We start from the raw sequence: 16437 nt of genomic DNA, 5'->3' as shown, positions 1-16437 counted from the left end.
CCGCAAGAACCCGGACCGCAAGAAGCTCGGGTTCAAGAAGCCGCTCGTCTACGTCCTGCTCTCGGCCGGTCTGCTGGTCATGTCGGCGCCCTTCCTCTGGATGGCGCTCTCCGCCTTCAAGACCAACGCCGAGCTGGGCGCGAGCCCGCCCGTCTGGATCCCCACCGAGTGGACCCTGTCGCACTTCAGCGAACTGCTCGACAAGCTGAACCTGCCGCTGTACTTCATGAACTCGGTGATCGTGGCGGTGCTGGTCACCGTCTGCAACCTGGTGTTCTGCTCGATGCTCGGCTACGCGCTGGCCAAGCTGAAGTTCACCGGCCGTGACAAGGTCTTCGCGCTGGTGCTGGGCGCCCTGATGGTCCCCGGCAACCTGATGCTGCTGCCGCTCTTCGTGCTGATGAGCAAGCTGCACCTGATCGACACCTACGCGGGCCTGGTACTGCCGTTCGCGGCCGGAGCCTTCGGTGTCTTCCTGATGCGGCAGTTCATGCAGTCGATCCCGGACGAGCTGCTCGAAGCGGCCCGGATGGACGGCGCCCGCGAGTGGTACATCTTCTGGCGGATCGTGATGCCGCTGGTCAAGCCCGCCCTCGCGACCCTGTCGATCATCACCTTCCTGGGGTCCTGGAACAACTTCGTCTGGCCGCTGATCGCGACCAACGACCCGGACAAGTACACGCTGCCGGTGGCGCTGGCGACCTTCGCCACCGACCCGAACCAGTCGGCGGGCTCCAACGGCATGCTGATGGCCGGGTCCCTCCTCGTGGTGCTCCCCGTCCTGCTGCTGTTCGCCGTGCTCCAGCGGCACTTCACCCAGGGCGTCGCGACCGCCGGTCTGAAGTAGGCCGCCCCCGGGTCTGCCCCCGGGCCGCCACTTCCCCCCGCGCAGGACGCTCCTCCCTGCCCCCCTCACGTACGTAAAGAGAGACAGATCGATGACGCACACCCCGACCCCGTTCCCCGACGGCTTCCTGTGGGGGGCCTCCACCGCCGCCCACCAGATCGAGGGCAACAACACCAACAGCGACTGGTGGTACAAGGAGCACAGCGGTACCGAGCACGTCGAGCAGCCGAGCCTGGACGCGTGCGACAGCTACCACCGCTGGTCCGAGGACATGGACCTGCTGGCCGAACTGGGCTTCACCGACTACCGGTTCAGCATCGAGTGGGCCCGCATCGAGCCCGCCGAGGGCCACTTCTCGCGCGCCGAGCTGGCGCACTACCGGCGCATGGTCGAGGGTGCGATCGCGCGCGGTCTGCGCCCGATGGTCACCCTGCACCACTTCACCGTGCCGCGCTGGTTCGAGGAGCGGGGCAGCTGGACCGCCGAGGGCGCCGTCGAGCTGTTCGCCCGGTACGTGGCGGCCTGCGCGCCGGTCATCGGCGAGGGCGTGCCGTACGTCTGCACCATCAACGAGCCGAACATGATCGCCGTGATGGCCGGTCTCGCCAAGTCCGGCAACGACGGCTTCCCGCCCGCCGGTCTGCCGACGCCCGACGCCGACACGACGGACGCGATCATCGCCGCGCACCACGCGGCCATGAAGGCCGTCAAGGCCATCAACCCGGAGATCCAGGCCGGCTGGACGATCGCCAACCAGGTCTACCAGGCGCTGCCCGGCGCCGAGGACGTCACCGCCGCCTACCGTCACCCGCGCGAGGACGTCTTCATCGAGGCGGCACGCGGCGACGACTGGATCGGTGTCCAGTCCTACACCCGGACCAAGATCGGCCAGGACGGTCCGATCCCCGCGCCCGAGGACGCCGAGCGCACCCTGACGCAGTGGGAGTACTACCCGGAGGCCGTCGGCCACGCGCTGCGGCACACCGCCGATGTCGTCGGCGACGTCCCGCTGGTGGTCACCGAGAACGGCATAGCGACCGCGGACGACGCCCGTCGTGTCGACTACTACACCGGAGCGCTCAGCGCGGTGGCCGACGCCATCGAGGACGGCCTCAACATCGCCGGGTACCTGGCGTGGAGCGCCCTGGACAACTACGAGTGGGGCTCCTACCGCCCCACGTTCGGGCTGATCTCGGTGGACCCGGAGACCTTCGCCCGTACCGCCAAGCCGTCCGCGGTCTGGCTCGGCGGTCTCGGCGCCACCCGGGAGCTGCCGCGCGTCGCTTCCTGACGCGCCACTGAGACCGGCCGGCACATGGGACCAGCCCCCGCACCCCCATGTGCCGGTCAGTTCGACCGGGGAGCCGACGGTCCTGACGCCGTCGGCTCCCTTCTACGTGTCGTACGGGCACGGGTTCACGTCTCGTACGGGCGCGGGCTCATGTGTCGTGCGAGCGCCGGTTCACGTCCCGTACCGGCGCGGGTTCAGCACCAGCCCTTGCGGTACGCCGTCCAGTCGGTCCCGGTGGCCGCGAAGTCGACGTACAGCGCGACCCCGAACCGTTCGCGCTGACGGTCCTCGCGGCCCAGCCCGAGCCGGACCCCGCGCACCGCCGCCGCGACCGTCTCGGCCGAGGCGAGGTGACCGGGCTTGGTCTCGTGGTAGAAGGGCAGCCCCATCAGCAGGTCCGTGCTGTCGGGGGTGACTTCGAGGGCCAGCGTGGTCTGCTCGGCGACATAGCCGCCGTACAGGCTCTGCAGCGGCAGCGAGGTGTCGTACGACATCACGGCGATCTGGTCGACCGTGCGGGCGACCTGTCCGAAGAACTTCTGCGACCACCATTTGGGATGCCCCGTGAGGGCCCCGGCGACGGTGTGGGTCGCGGGCAGCGGGTCGATCTGATGGGCCGCCACGGACAGCAGGACGCCCCGGTCCCTGGTGAGGCTCCGCAGGTCGTCCAGGAGTGACAGGTAGTGGCGGTCACCGGAGTGCAGCGGCTCCAGGTCGAAGTGCGCCCCCTCGAACCCGGCGTCGACGATCCCCCGGGTGGAGACGACGATCGCGCCGCGGGTCGCGGCGTCGGCGAGGTCGAGACCGTCGGGGCTCTCGGTGGACAGCTTGTCGCCGAGCCAGGCCTGGACGCGTACACCGGGGAGCTTGCGGTGCACGGCGTCGATCAGCCACGTCGCCCGTGCGTAGCGGTCGGCGGGCAGGGTGCCGTCGTGTTCCAGCGGCCCCGCGTGGACGTAGAGGTCCCGCAGGCCCGTCCCCTCCAGCCGCTTCGCGAGCGCGTCCACGTCGGCGTCCTTCTTGCGCCCGTCGACCCAGGCGTGGCCCAGCCAGATCGCGTCACGGCCGCGGGTGCGGGTGCCGTCCCGGTAGTCCCCCGCGTCGTTGAGGCGGAGTGTGACCCCCGCGGTGAGCACGGGAACCACCACCAGGACGGCGAGTGCCGGCGCCGCCCACCTCAGCCATCTGCGGAACCGGATGCGGCGTATGCGTACGCCGAAGGGTCGTTCCTGCACCGATGCCCCCCACGAGCTGTGCGAATCGAGCCCACAGCGTAGCCGCGGTAGCGGGACACCCAGGACGGTCATACGCTCCCAAATGTGACGCCGCCCGAGATATCCGCACGGCCGCACCGCGCCGCCCTGGCCGCCGCGCTCACCGCGGTATGTCTGCTGGCCGCGGCTGTCCCGACGGCCGTCGCGGCGGATCCGCCGGCGCTGTCGCCCGCCGGGCCGCCGGTGCCCGCCGGGGCCGTCACCCCCGGCAGGGCCGACCTGGGCAGCGGCACCACCGACATGGGGACCGGGGCCCTTCTCGTGCCGCTCATCGTGGTGATCGTGATCGGCGGGCTGGCGATCTACGCGTACACCCGCAGACGGCAGCGCGCCGAGACCAGGACCACTCCCGGCAGCGGCGCACAGCAGCAGGGCTGGGGCGGCGGCCCGGCGGCGGTCCCGCTCTCCCAGCTCGACGCCGAGGCCGGGCAGCTGCTGGTCGGGACCGACGACGCGGTCCGTACCAGTACGGAGGAACTCGGCGTCGCTGCGGCCGGGTTCGGCGAGGAGGCGGCGCGGCCCTTCACGGCGGCGCTGTCGTACGCGCAGAGCGAGCTCGCCACCGCCTTCCGGCTCCGCCAGCAGCTCGACGACGCCCCGCCGCGTCCGCCGCAGGGCGGTCCGGCCGAGGGTGACACGGAACGGCGCCGACTGCTGGAGGAGATCGTCGAACGGTGCGCGGAGGCCAACCGGCGCCTCGACGAGGAGGCGGAGGACTTCGACCGGCTGCGGGCCCTGGAGCGGAACGCCCCGCAGGCCCTGGCAGCCGCGGAGACCGCCTTCCGGGAGACCGCCGGGCGGACCGGCGCCGCCGGGGCCACGCTCGCCGGGCTCCGGCAGCGGTACGCGGACTCCGCGACGGCCGCCGTCGCGGGGAACGTCGAGCAGGCCAAGGACCGGCTGCTCTTCGCGACCTCCGCCCTCGACACGGCCCGGCAGGCCACGGACACCGGCGACAACGCCAAGGCCGCCGTGTACGTGCGGGCCGCCGAGGGCGCGGTGGGGCAGGCGACCGTCCTCGTCGGCGCGGTCGACCGCACCGCCCGGGAGACCTCCGGCGCGGAGGCCGCACTGGCAGGTGCGCTGGCGGACACCGGGACCGATCTGTCCGAGGCGCACGGGCTGCTCGGTGACACGGCCGCCGGGACGTCCACGGCGGACCTGCGAGGGTGCATCGCACGGGCGGAGTCGGCCGTCGCCGACGTACGGCGCGAGCAGGCGGGCCGCTACGACCCGATCGACGCGCTGCGCAGGATCGCCGAGGCCGGTGCCGGACTCGACGAGGCGCTGGCGGGGCTCGGTGACCGTGAGGCGGGCACCCGGCGGGCCGCAGACCTGCTCGCGCCCGCCACGCTGGCGGCGCGCTCCACGGTCGCCGCCGCCGCCGACCGCATCACGACGAACCGCGGGGCGGTCGGCAGCCGGGCCCGTACCCGGCTCGCGGAGGCCGAACGTCACCTGGCGGAGTCCCACGCGCTCGCCCCGCAGGACGCGCGGGCCGCACTGGCCGAGGTCCAGCAGGCCGACTCGCTGGCCGGGGACGCCCAGCACCTCGCCGAGCAGGACGTACGGGAGTACGGCATCCGGTACGGCGGCGGCCGTGGCGACGGGACGGGCGGCGCCCTGCTCGGCGGAATCGTTCTCGGCGGACGGCTCGGCGCGGGCAGGGGCTTCGGGAGCGGTCCCGGCAGCTTCGGGGGCGGCGGTACGCGTGGCCGGAGGGGCGGCGGCCGGTTCTGACGCGTCCGTGGTCCCGCCCCGCCGAGCGGCCTGCCTCAGTACATGCTCAGCAGCTGCTCCACACTCAGCTCGGCCTCCGGCGACCCGTCCGGCAGCGCCAGTTCGAACCAGACCGTCTTGCCCCGCGGTGTGCGCCGTGATCCCCAGGCCGCGCTGAGCATCCCGACCAGTTGCAGGCCCCGGCCGCCCTCGTCCGTGTCGCGCGCCCGCCGCCGCCGGGGCTGGACCAGGCCCGCGTCCCAGACCTCGCAGACCAGCGTGCGGTCGAGCAGCAGCCGGAGCCGGATCTCGCCCTCGCCGTACCGCAGGGCGTTGGTGACGAGTTCGCTGACCAGCAGTTCGGTCGTGTCGACCAGGTCCTCCAGGCCCCAGGACACCAGTTGCTCCCGCGCCAGTTCACGGGCCCGGCCCACCGAACGCGGCTCGCGCGGCAGCTGCCAGTCGCCGACCGCCTCGGTGGGCAGTCCCTGCATACGGGCCATCAGCAGGGCGATGTCGTCCTCGCCGTGCTGGGTGTCCAGCGTGCTGAGGACGTGGTCACAGATGTCTTCCAGCGGGCGCTCGGAGTGGGTGAGGGCGCTGCGGAAGGCACGCAGTCCTTCGTCCAGCGGGTGTTCGCGGGACTCCACGAGGCCGTCGGTGTAGAGGGCCAGGAGCGCGCCCTCCGGTATCTCGACCTCGATCTCCTCGAAGGGTTCACCTCCGACCCCCAGCGGCATGCCCGGCGGTACGTCGAGCAGCAGCGCGTCCTCGCCGGGTTCGACCAGGACGGGCGGCAGGTGCCCGGCGTTGGCGAAGGTGCAGCGGCGGGTGATCGGGTCGTACACCGCGTACACGGCAGTCGCGAGGTAGACCTCGGAGAGGTCGGCCTCGCGGGACTTGTGGGCGGCGCGCGAGGCCTGCTGGGTGCCGCTCGGCGTGCCGAGGCCCCGGGCGATCTCGTCGAGCGCTTCGAGGACTTCGGCGGGCTCCAGGTCGAGCAGCGCCAAGGTCCTCACCGCGGTGCGGAGTTCACCCATGGCGACCGCGGCCCGCAGCCCGTGTCCCATGACGTCGCCGACGACCAGGGCCGTGCGGTGACCGGGCAGCTCGATGACGTCGAACCAGTCGCCGCCCACCTCGCTCGCCGTGTTGCCCGGAAGATAGCGGCAGGCGATGTCGAGCCCGGCCGCCTCGGGGTCGCCGGGCGGCAGCAGGGAGCGCTGCAGTATCAGCGCCCGTTCGTGTTCACGCCGGTAGAGCCGGGCGTTGTCGATACAGACGGCGGCGCGCGAGGCGAGTTCCACGGCGAGGGACCGGTCGCGCTCCCCGAAGGGTTCGCTGCCCTTCGTACGGGAGAACTGCACGAGCCCCACCACCGTGTCGTGGGCGACCATCGGCACGGCGAGGGTGGACTGGACATGGCTGCCCTCGGCGCCCGGCACGGAGCGCGCCCGGCCGGTGCGCAGGGCCCGCGCGCAGGGCGAGTGGAAGGCGTAGCGGTGTACGGCGCCGAGCCTCGGGCCGTCCTCCGACCCCTTCAGCAGAACGTCCGAAACGGCGCTGGCATAGGCGACGCGGCGCAGTTCCGCACTGCCGTCGGCGCTGCCCTTCGGGGCCTCGTCCCCGGCCAGCAGCCCTTGGTACAGGTCGACGGAGGCCAGGTCGCAGAAGCCGGGGACGGAGACGTCGAGGAGTTCGCGGGCGGTGGTCTCCAGATCGAGGGAGTTCCCTATGCGGGCGCCCGCCTCGTTGAGCAGGGCGAGGTTGCGCCGGGCGTTGGCCGCCTCACGGGCCGCGACATGGCGGCGGGTCACATCGGTGCCCAGACCGGCGACCCCGATGGGGACGCCCGCTCCGCTGTGCACCCGGTAGAGGTTGACCGACCAGTGCCTGCGCTCGGGGCTGCCCGGCGGGGAACCGATCAGCTGGAGGTCGGTGACGGGGTCACCGGTCTCCAGGACCCGCTGGAGCGCGGCGGTCATCCGGTCGGCCTCGGGCCGGGCCAGGTAGTCGTGGACCGTACGGCCCCGGTGCTCCGCCACGTCGTCGCCGAAGAGAGCGGCGAACCGCCGGTTGACGCGCCGCACCGTGAGGTCCGTACCGAACAGCAGGAAACCGAAGGGAGATTGGCCGAATATGGCCTGCGAGGCCGCGAGGTCCGTTTCGATGTGGCGCAGCACCCTGACGTCGACGACGATGCAGACCGCGGCCCGTTCGCCGTTCGCCGTCTCGCTGGGCATCACATAGAGCTCGGCGAGCCCGTGGATCTCCGGCCGGTCGGGCAACCGGAAGGGGACGAGGCCCGTCCACTCCTTGCCGTCGAGTATCTCCGCGACCCGGCTACGACCTCTGCCACGCAGCTCCGCGGGCATGAACACTTCAATCGGGTCCGCACCCACAGCATCACGCGCGGACACCCCGAACAGTTCCTCGGCCCGCTTGCTCCACTGCTCCACCAGCCCGTCGGCCCCGATCGAGAACGAGGCCACCCTGATGTAGTCATAGATCGAGCCGGGCGGACTGCTCTGCCATACGACATCGCCCGTCGCACCAGATATATCGCTCACGCGACCGTCCCCTCCAGCTCACCACGCACCGGACCGGCCTAGGTGGCATCCGCAGTATTCAGCACTACGGCCCTCACCGGCACGGCGTTCACGATCACAGCACGGTCTCAGTCATTTTCGGACACGACTACCGCGCTCGTCGTCCCACCCCACTTCTAACCAGGCTGAGCCAGCTCGAACCACACGGTCTTGCCCGATCTGCCGTGCTGCGTCCCCCAACGCTGTGCGGAGCAGGCCACCAGCTGAATGCCCCGGCCCCCCTCGTCATCGGGTCCCGCGGACCGCTCCCGGGGCGGATCCGGAAGCGGATCCGAAACCTCCACGCGAAGACCGGCTTGATCCAGCCGGGCGACCCGGACTCCGATGGGCCCGGTGGCATGGCGCAGCGAGTTGGTCACCAGTTCGCTCACGAGCAGTACGGCGATATCACCGAACGGCTCGTGCAGCTCCCACGTGCGCAGGGTGTCCCGCACGGCCCGGCGCGCGACACGTACGGCGCCGGGCTCGGCGGGGAAGGTCCACTGGGCGCATCCGCCTTCGGTGCCGATCAAACCGCTCACTTCCCAAGGCCGACCACGGGCATGCACCCCATGCATCCCGATTCATGGGGTCATTCTGCACATACCCGCTATTTACCATGCGCTATCGGCCTTATGCCCGCACCTGACGCACACGGGGACAAGCGCACACAATTCGGGGGTTTCGCGCACTTCCGCACCCGCACCCCGACGCCCGCGTCCCCGCACACCGCCGGTGGTGGGTCAGGTCCGCACCCCGGCAGCCAGCCGGCGGGCGGCCTCGGCCACGGCGGGCCGGTCCTGGTCGAGCCAGTCCACGGTGTCGATCTCGTGCGGGCCGAGCCAGCGCAGCTCGTCGTGGTCCTCCAGGGGTTTCGCCTCGCCGGAGACCAGCCGGGCGGTCCATACCTGAAGAACGAGTCCGGGCTTGAGCGGCCACTCGCCCGGAATCCGCTCCAGGGGTTCCGCCTCCACGCCCAGCTCTTCGCGCAGCTCGCGCACCAGCGCCTCTTCGGCGCTCTCCCCCGGCTCCAGCTTCCCGCCGGGCAGTTCCCAGCGTCCCGCCAGCTCGGGCGGGGCGCTGCGGCGCGCGGCCAGCAGCCGCCCCTGGTCGTACAACGCTCCACCCACAACTACCCGATCAGCCATACCCGGAGCCTACCGACCACCGGCCGCCGCAAGACTGCTGCCACACGACGGCTGCCACAGCGGCCGGTCAACGGCGAACGGGGTGCCGAACGGCTACGGAACGCTCTGCCCGACGCGCTCGATCCAGTAGAGCTGTGTGTGCCCGTGGGAATCGAGGGTGTCAGCGGTCCGCTGCGCCTCGTCCCTCGTCGCGTAACTACCGACGCGATAGCGGTTGCCGTTGTCGTCGCGCCGTATCACCTGCCAAGGGAGCGCGACACCGCCGTCCGTCATCGTGTGCCCCCGTCGTACGCCGGTGTGCAGGTGGTCGTTGATCCCCAGGAAACCGCAATCCGCATATGCCGGAGCCTACGCCTGACCCTCACGCAGCGGATACGCATTTACACAAAGAGGTACGCATCAAGCCACTCTGCAATTTTCACCGAGCGATCGACGGCAGCCACGACCACCATGACACGGCCGGACTTCCGCCGCATCGGCGGGAGTTGACAGCGCGCCGAGACCAACCCGTGGGCCCGGCACGGGATCACCCCGATGCGGCTACGCCAACTCCCCACCACGACAAGGCGGCAGGTGACAGGTCATCCGGACCGGCTCACTTCACCGGCAGGTGGTACGCGACCCGGTAGCGGTCGGCGGGGACGACGATGTCCGCGGTCTCCACCGGCCGCCCCGACGCGTAGTACGTCCGGGAGACGACCAGCACCACATGGCCGGGCACCCCGCCGAGCGCGAGCAGTTCCTCCGCCAGTCCGGGCCGCGCGCCCACTTCCTCCGCCACGTTGTCCACGACGACATCGATCGCCGCCATCCGCTCGACGACACCGCAGCCGCCGAGCGGCCCCTCCTCGGGGAGCATCACCGGCGTACGCCCGGTGATACCCAGAGGCTCCCAGGAGGTGGACAGCATCATCGTTTCGCCTGCGTCGCGGTAGACGTATCTCGTACGCATCACCCGCTCGCCCGGCGGGACGTTGAGCCGCAGCGCGATGTCGGTGTCCGCGACGTCCTGTTCGCTGCTGGACTCCCATGTGCCGTGCGCACTCTCGTCCGCCTGCTCCTGACGGAACGGCGTCGCACCCTCGGCCGGCCGGTAGCCGGAGCGGGCGATACGGCGCGGGACGAGACGCTCGCGGACGTACGTACCCGATCCGGAGCGGCCCTCGACCAGCCCCTCGGCCATCAGCACCTTGCGCGCTTCGAGAGCGACGGTGTCGGAGACGCCGTACTCCTCACGGATGCGAGCCTGCGACGGCAGTCTGGTGTGCGGTGGCAGTGAACCGTCGGTGATCTTCTGCCGAAGGTCACTCGCGACGCGTAGATAGGCCGGCTGCTCACCGAAAGTCACTGGCCACTCCCCATGAAGGTTGACAGACCGCAACAGCGTGACAACCGTGGGTTGTTGACCGCAACCAAAGGCCAGGGTTTCACTCGAAGTGATGACGGGTGTTTAGACCGACCGGCAATTGGGGGCGCAGGTGCCGGACGCCCGTCCCACCACCTCTTCCGGCCACCGGGTCGGCCCGCGGCTACGCTCGACCCGTGACGATCACGTACCGCTGCCCGGTGGACTCCACGACCTCCCCCGTCGACACGGCGCCGTGGTGCTGCCCGCGGTGCCGCGGCCCCTGGGACCTGGATTTCACACCCGGCGCCGTCCCTCTCAACTCCCTGGCCGCACGGGTCAATTCGCTGTGGCGGTACGCGGAGGCGCTGCCGCTGGCCGGCCCCGCGGCGGTCACTCTCGGCGAGGGGCGCACCCCGCTCGTGCCCCTCACCGGCACCGTCTCCGCGAAGCTCGACTTCCTGATGCCCACCCTCTCCTTCAAGGACCGGGGCGCGGTGATGCTCGCGGAACTGGCCCGGAGGCTCGCCCCCGGACGGGTCGTCGCCGACAGCAGCGGCAACGCGGGGACGGCGGTCGCGGCGTACTGCGCACGCGCCGGGCTGCCGTGCACGGTGTACGTGCCCGAGGGCACGTCGGCGAAGAAGGCCGAGCAGATCCGGGCGCACGGAGCGGAGTTGCGACGGGTCCCGGGCGACCGCGACGCGACAGCCTCGGCGGCCCGCGCAGCCGCCGACGTCCCCGGCACGTTCTACGCGTCGCACGTCTTCAACCCGTACTTCCTGCACGGCACGAAGACCTATGTGTACGAACTCTGGGAGGAGTGGGGCGGCCGGCTCCCCGACGTGATCGTGGTTCCCGTCGGCAACGGCACCCTGCTGCTCGGCGCCGCGCTGGCCGTCGACGAGTTGTCCGCGCACGGGCTGATCACCGAGCGCCCGGCGCTGTACGCGGTCCAGGCCGAGGCGGTCTCCCCGCTGGCCACGGCATTCCGGGCAGGCGCCGACGACTTGGTGGACGCGGATCATTTGGCGGGCGCGGATCACCCAACGGGCGCGGATCATCTGGCGGGCGCGGACGGCCCGGCGGGCGCGGACCGTCCGGCGGCCACCACCCTGGCCGAGGGGATCGCCATCCCCCGCCCCCCGCGCGCCCGGCAGATCCTGGCCGCCGTACGGAAGTCCGGCGGCACGTTCCTGACGGTCACCGAGGACCAGATCAGGTCCGCCCAGCGCGACCTGGCGGCCCGGGGGCTGTACGTCGAGTCGACGGGGGTGGCCTGCTGGGCCGCCGTCGCGGCGGGCGGAGTCACCGGAGGGCGGTCCGTGGTGGTGCCGCTGTGCGGGGCCGGGGCCAAGACGGGGATGGCCCCGCCCCCGCAGATGTGACGTCAGGACCGGCCCACGCCAATCACTGCGCCAGGGCTCAGCCGAGCAGCTCGATGATCGCGGCGGCGGTGTCCGACTCGCCGAGACGCGGGAAGACCCGCTCCACGGAGTTGCGGTGCATCTCCGCGTCCATGTCGGTGATGGCGTCGGTGGCGATGGTCACGTGGTACCCGTGCTCGTACGCCGACCGGGCCGTCGACTCGACGCCGATGGCCGTGGCCACCCCGCCCAGGACGACCTGGGTGACGCCGCGGCGGCGCAGCTGCATGTCGAGGTCGGTGCCGTGGAAGGCGCCCCACGTCTGCTTGGTGACGACGATGTCGCTGTCCTGCCGGCCCAGCTCGGGAACCAGCTCGGCCCAGTCCGCGGGGGGCGTGCCCCGGCCGCCCGGCGTCTCGTTGCGGCCGGGGGCGCCACCCGTGACCCGTACGAGAACGACCGGCAGGTCGTGCGCACGGAACGCGGTGGCCAGTTCGGCGGCGTGGGCGACGACCTCGTCGATCGGGTGCGCGGTCGGCAGGCCGACGATGCCCTTCTGGAGATCGACGAGGATCAGCGCGGTCTTCGCGTCGAGGGTGGTGGCAGTCATGACGAAGCTCTCTTTCGGTTACGGGCATGCAGTGCCCGGTCTGAGACGGTCAGTGCGACGAGCACCAGACCGAGGACAGCGGAGACGGCGGCCATCAGATGCAGCCCGCCGTCACTGGCCCGCTGCCCGTAGGCGAGGGCGATGAGGCTGGAGGCCGTGATGGCTCCCAGGTACTGGGCGGTCCGCTGGAGTCCGGCGGCGGACCCGACGGCGTCGGCGGGCGCGTGCTCGTACACGGCGGCCTGGTTGCTGGTGCCGATGAGCCCCTGCGGGATGCCGAAGCAGGCCCCGGTGAGGAGCAGTACGGCGATCGGCGTCGCGCCGGAGGCGACGACGAGGAGCGCGCTGCCCGCGGTGACGAGGACGGCCGCCACGGTGAGGGGCGCACGGATCCCCTTCGTACGGGCGCCGAGCAGCGAACACACCAGCGCGGTCACCGACATGGGCAGCATCAGCAGGCCGGTGTGCAGGGAGGAGAGGCCGCGGCCCTCCTCCAGCCACTGGGTGAAGCCGTACATCACGCAGTAGATGACGAGATAGCTCAGACCGTGCCGCAGGTACGTACGGGCGAGTGCGTGGTTGCGGCCGAGCATCCGCAGGTCGATGAAGGGGTGCGGGCAGCGCAGTTGCCACCGGGTGAGGGCGGCGGAGAGGACGAGGGCGAGAGCCGGCAGCCACCAGACCGGGTGGGCCAGATCGAGCAGGAAGAAGACCAGCGCGGTGAGCGCGCCGGTGAAGAGCACGATGCCGAGCACGTCGAGCCCGGCCGGTTCGCGGTCCGTACCCGCCTCCACTGCGCTGTCCTCGGGGATCCACCGGAGGGCGCAGACGAAGGCGATGAGGGCGAGCGGCACATTGACGGCGAAGATGCCGCGCCAGCCGCAGGTCGCGACGAGCAGCCCGCCGAGGGTGGGCCCGACGGCGGCGCTGCCGAGCGCGGCGAAGGACAGCCGGCCGAGGACGGTACGCGGGGTGGGCCGGCCGAGCCTGCGCGACTCGGCACGCAGTACGGCCATGGCGGCGGGGTACGCGGCCGACGTGCCGATACCGAGCAGCAGCCGGGAGGCGATCAGCCAGCCGAAACCGGGGGCCAGGACGCCGACGAGCCCGGACGCCAGGACGACCACGAGCCCGGCGAGGAAGACCCGGCGCGGCCCGACGGAGTCGGCGAGCCTGCCGAGCACCGGCTGGGCGACCGCGCTGGCGAGGTAGAGCACCGACACCAGCCACACGGTGCTGGACGCGCCGATGCCGAAGTCGTGGCCGATCGCCACCAGTCCGGTGGAGATCATGGTGGTGTTGAGCGGGTTGAGCAGCGAGCCGAGGAGGAGCGGCGCGGTGAGCCGGGCGCCGAAACCGGTGCTGGTCCCGGACACAGCCGTGCCGGTCCGGGTTGCCGCTTCTGCCGCTGGGCCCGTCACCGCCTTCGGCTCCGTCCTCACCGTTGTGCCAACCGTTCGAGGAGCGCGGCGGCCTCGACGAGCGTGCGCCGCTCCGCCCCGTCGAGTTCCTCGTCGATGGCACGGGCCAGCCAGCCCTGCTTGTCGGCCCGTACAGCCGCGAGCGTACGGCGGCCGAGGTCGGTGACCGACATGACGGACTGCCGCCCGTCGGTCGGATCGGGGGCGCGCGCCACGAACCCCCGCTGCTCCAGCGCGCCGACGGTCAGCCGCATGGACTGCGGCCGGACCAGCTCGATGCGGGCCAGGGCGGCGGTGGTCGTCGGTCCCTCCCTCTCCAACAGGGCGAGCGCGGACCGCTGCGAGTGCGTGAGTTCGAGGCCGGGAGACGCCTGCCTGAGCCGCCGTGCCACCCGCCCGAGAACGGCCGCCAGCTCTGCGGCGATCTGTTCGGATCCGGGTTCGGCGGGGTTGGCGACCATGGCGGTCACGGTACGAGATGGACAGGAAGCCTTGCAAGTTGCCCTGTCCACCTTCTTCGCGGGCACACGCGGGCACACGCAACCCGGCGAACACCTGGACGCGCGACGGGGAAATTTGGCACGGTAGGCCCACCGGTCCACTAATCGAACGTGTGACCGATAGGAAGATCGACAGGAATCCGGGGCCCCGTCATGCCGTCCACCATGCCGTCCACCAGCCTCACGCCGGAAGTCGCAGAGTTCTACACCACACAGAGCGTCTTCTCCGACCCCGGGGCACTGACCCCGCGCTATGCGGCCCTGCCCACCGACCCGGCCGAACTCGCCCGCACAGCACGGGACTTGGTGATCCACCGCCTGGAGGGTGAGGCCTTCGGCCACACCATCCCCGAGGACCGTCTGCACCACGACGCCGAGACGCGCTACACGGACGACATCCTGCGGATCATCACCGACCGGAACGACGCACCGCTGACCGAACCGAGGGCGCCCGCGGACCGCTTCGTCGGGGTCTGCCGCGACATCGCCCTGCTGCACTGCTCGTTCCTGCGCCACGCGGGCGTACCCGCCCGGCTGCGGTCCGGCTTCGCCGACTACTTCGGCACGGACGGCTTCCAGGACGACCATGTGGTCACCGAGTACTGGGACGCCCGGCGCGGCTGGCTGCTCGCGGACGCGGAACTGACCGATCCCACGATCGCGGCGCGGTACGCGGCGCCGTTCGACCCCATGGACGTGCCGCGCGACCGCTTCCTGGTCGCGGGCGCCGCATGGCGGGCCATCCGGGCGGGCGAGGCGGACCCGAAGACCTTCGGGCTCCGGATCCCGGACGCCGCACTGATCGGCCTGTGGTTCGTGGCGGGCAACGTACGGCTGGACCTCGCCGCGCTCAACCGGACCGAAACCCTGCTCTGGGACGTCTGGGGAGCGGGCGCGGACGACGACGCCGGGATGACGGACGCGCTCCACGCCCTGTACGACGAGGCGTCGGAGGTGACGGGCGACGAAGTCCGGTTCGCCGCGGCACGACGGCTGTTCCTGGAGAACGACGGACTGCGGACGCCGAGGACCGTACGGTGCCTGGCGGCGTTCGACGGGCCGCACGACGTGACGCTGCGGGGGTGAGACGGGGGCGGACGACCGGGGCATGGGACCACTGAGGCCACCGGGCTACTGAGCTACTGAGCTACTGAGCTACTGTCCCACCGGTTCCGCTCGGCGGCCTTCCGGTAACTACCGGGCAAGTGGCTCACGTCGCACGACAGTTGCCACCTCACCCCGACCCGTCGCGCCCTACCGCCGCGCCCCGCCCGCCTGACGCGCCCTACCGCCGCACCCCGTCCGTCCGACCTGCCGGCGCGTACTGATCACCGGTCACCGTGACCTGCTGCCCGCCGCCCGTGACGGTCGAGGTCGAACTCAGACAGCTGCCCGAAGCGGGATCGGTCACCGTGGGCAGGCCGCCCGTGTAGTCGGTGCCGCCCTCGGTCCCGACAGGAGCGCCGTAGACCACGGTGACCTGCTGCGTGCATCCGGCGGTGAGGTACGGCTCGACGAAGCCCTGGTCCGCGGGCTTGAAGCGACCCGATGCGATGGGGAGCCGAAAGCTGCCGATGTGCGCCACGTGCGCGCCCGTCGCGGTGTTCACCACGTCACCGGTCATCAGCTGGGTCGTGCCGTCGTCACTCGCCCGTTCCAGCTGAAGGCCGTACATCGTCCCCTTGGTGTAGGCGAAACGCACGGCGCAGCTGACCCCGGCCCCGCCGTCGGCGCCGTACGTGCAGTTGCTGTCCGTGGTGGTGGCGTCGGCGTTGAACGAGCTGAACACCGCTTGCAGGTTGGGCTTCCCATCGGCACCGGCGGGCTTCGGCTGGAAGCCCGCGTACGGCCGGGTCCCGCTCTCCAGGGTGGTGTAGTACGCGAAGTAGATCCCCGACGCGTCGGGCGCGGCATCGAACGCCATCGGAAGCGTCAGCCGGGTCACGGGCCCGGGAGCACCCGTCGACCACCGGGCGATGGGCGTCGACGCCCAGCTCTGCCCCGCGGCCCCCAACGTGATCAGAACGGCGGCACCTGCGGCCGTGGCCAGGCGAAGAAGCTTCATGGTCTCTCCTCTGTCGCGAGTGATCGTTCCACCGTCGCTCTGACACCGACGAGTGCGCACAAAGTAGTAAGCGTTTTCTCTCGCCGTCAATAGACCGGCGAAGGTCTCCACTCGCGCACCGCGCATGCAACAGGCCTATGCATGCAGCTAGTTGAGTAATTCCTCCGGATTTGCCGTCGGCCGACCCCAGCCGGAAGCCCGGCGTCCAGCACGTCGCAGCGCGGGACGATGCACTCATGACGGAACGCGCTTACCACCCAAC

15 protein-coding genes are annotated in these 16437 nt (G+C 71.4%); 5 read left to right on the top strand and 10 right to left on the bottom strand.

Annotation, left to right across the window (positions count from 1 at the left end; genetic code table 11):
- Window positions 1-55: 55 nt before the first annotated feature.
- The gene (locus tag OG709_RS23770) at window positions 56-847 is read left to right on the top strand and encodes a carbohydrate ABC transporter permease (RefSeq protein ID WP_250298184.1); all 792 of its coding nucleotides are present in this window, start codon (window positions 56-58) and stop codon (window positions 845-847) included.
- Between the two features lie 91 nt (window positions 848-938).
- Window positions 939-2138 carry a glycoside hydrolase family 1 protein gene (locus tag OG709_RS23765; protein WP_250298118.1) on the top strand — a complete coding sequence of 400 codons (1200 nt, stop codon included), beginning with the start codon at window positions 939-941 and terminating at the stop codon, window positions 2136-2138.
- Window positions 2139-2332: 194 nt separating this feature from the next.
- On the opposite strand, the gene OG709_RS23760 is transcribed toward OG709_RS23765, so the two are convergent.
- Window positions 2333-3445 (bottom strand): hypothetical protein, encoded by a 1113-nt coding sequence (locus tag OG709_RS23760; RefSeq protein ID WP_405686914.1) that lies wholly within the window; start codon window positions 3443-3445, stop codon window positions 2333-2335.
- 12 nt (window positions 3446-3457) lie between these two features.
- Between OG709_RS23760 and OG709_RS23755 the strand changes: the two genes are divergently transcribed.
- Window positions 3458-5152 (top strand): TPM domain-containing protein, encoded by a 1695-nt coding sequence (locus OG709_RS23755; RefSeq protein ID WP_329167661.1) that lies wholly within the window; start codon window positions 3458-3460, stop codon window positions 5150-5152.
- Between the two features lie 35 nt (window positions 5153-5187).
- Here OG709_RS23755 and OG709_RS23750 read toward each other — a convergent pair whose 3' ends face one another.
- The 5 genes from OG709_RS23750 to OG709_RS23730 form a co-directional block, all read right to left on the bottom strand.
- Window positions 5188-7701, bottom strand: a complete 2514-nt coding sequence (locus OG709_RS23750) for a SpoIIE family protein phosphatase (RefSeq protein ID WP_250298120.1) — start codon at window positions 7699-7701, stop codon at window positions 5188-5190.
- Window positions 7702-7856: 155 nt separating this feature from the next.
- Complete coding sequence (locus tag OG709_RS23745) at window positions 7857-8261, bottom strand: ATP-binding protein (RefSeq protein ID WP_250298121.1); 405 nt, start codon at window positions 8259-8261, stop codon at window positions 7857-7859.
- 201 nt (window positions 8262-8462) lie between these two features.
- Complete coding sequence (locus OG709_RS23740) at window positions 8463-8867, bottom strand: (deoxy)nucleoside triphosphate pyrophosphohydrolase (RefSeq protein ID WP_326694083.1); 405 nt, start codon at window positions 8865-8867, stop codon at window positions 8463-8465.
- Between the two features lie 93 nt (window positions 8868-8960).
- Window positions 8961-9140 (bottom strand): SPOR domain-containing protein, encoded by a 180-nt coding sequence (locus tag OG709_RS23735; RefSeq protein ID WP_250298123.1) that lies wholly within the window; start codon window positions 9138-9140, stop codon window positions 8961-8963.
- Window positions 9141-9462: 322 nt separating this feature from the next.
- Complete coding sequence (locus OG709_RS23730) at window positions 9463-10215, bottom strand: GntR family transcriptional regulator (RefSeq protein WP_250298125.1); 753 nt, start codon at window positions 10213-10215, stop codon at window positions 9463-9465.
- A 194-nt stretch (window positions 10216-10409) separates the two neighbouring features.
- Here OG709_RS23730 and OG709_RS23725 point away from each other — a divergent pair, with 194 nt between their 5' ends.
- Window positions 10410-11600: a threonine synthase gene (locus OG709_RS23725; RefSeq protein ID WP_329167660.1), complete on the top strand. Its 1191-nt coding sequence runs from the start codon at window positions 10410-10412 to the stop codon at window positions 11598-11600.
- A gap of 37 nt (window positions 11601-11637) precedes the next feature.
- On the opposite strand, the gene OG709_RS23720 is transcribed toward OG709_RS23725, so the two are convergent.
- The 3 genes from OG709_RS23720 to OG709_RS23710 all read right to left on the bottom strand — a co-directional run bounded on the left by OG709_RS23720 (window position 11638) and on the right by OG709_RS23710 (window position 14071).
- Window positions 11638-12189, bottom strand: a complete 552-nt coding sequence (locus tag OG709_RS23720) for an isochorismatase family protein (RefSeq protein WP_250298127.1) — start codon at window positions 12187-12189, stop codon at window positions 11638-11640.
- Window positions 12186-13481 carry an MFS transporter gene (locus tag OG709_RS23715; RefSeq protein WP_443068587.1) on the bottom strand — a complete coding sequence of 432 codons (1296 nt, stop codon included), beginning with the start codon at window positions 13479-13481 and terminating at the stop codon, window positions 12186-12188. Before OG709_RS23715 ends, OG709_RS23720 begins: the two co-directional genes overlap by 4 nt.
- Window positions 13482-13627: 146 nt before the next feature.
- Window positions 13628-14071, bottom strand: coding sequence for a MarR family winged helix-turn-helix transcriptional regulator (locus OG709_RS23710; RefSeq protein ID WP_266640997.1), 444 nt, complete (start codon window positions 14069-14071; stop codon window positions 13628-13630).
- A gap of 192 nt (window positions 14072-14263) precedes the next feature.
- Here OG709_RS23710 and OG709_RS23705 point away from each other — a divergent pair, with 192 nt between their 5' ends.
- The gene (locus OG709_RS23705; RefSeq protein WP_329167658.1) at window positions 14264-15196 is read left to right on the top strand and encodes a transglutaminase domain-containing protein; all 933 of its coding nucleotides are present in this window, start codon (window positions 14264-14266) and stop codon (window positions 15194-15196) included.
- 199 nt (window positions 15197-15395) lie between these two features.
- On the opposite strand, the gene OG709_RS23700 is transcribed toward OG709_RS23705, so the two are convergent.
- Window positions 15396-16175 carry a hypothetical protein gene (locus OG709_RS23700; RefSeq protein WP_329167657.1) on the bottom strand — a complete coding sequence of 260 codons (780 nt, stop codon included), beginning with the start codon at window positions 16173-16175 and terminating at the stop codon, window positions 15396-15398.
- Window positions 16176-16437: the final 262 nt, after the last annotated feature.

This window comes from Streptomyces sp. NBC_01267, assembly GCF_036241575.1.
Taxonomy (GTDB): domain Bacteria; phylum Actinomycetota; class Actinomycetes; order Streptomycetales; family Streptomycetaceae; genus Streptomyces.
Note: the sequence above shows the minus strand (reverse complement) of the source record. Positions and strands in the feature narration are given on the sequence as shown.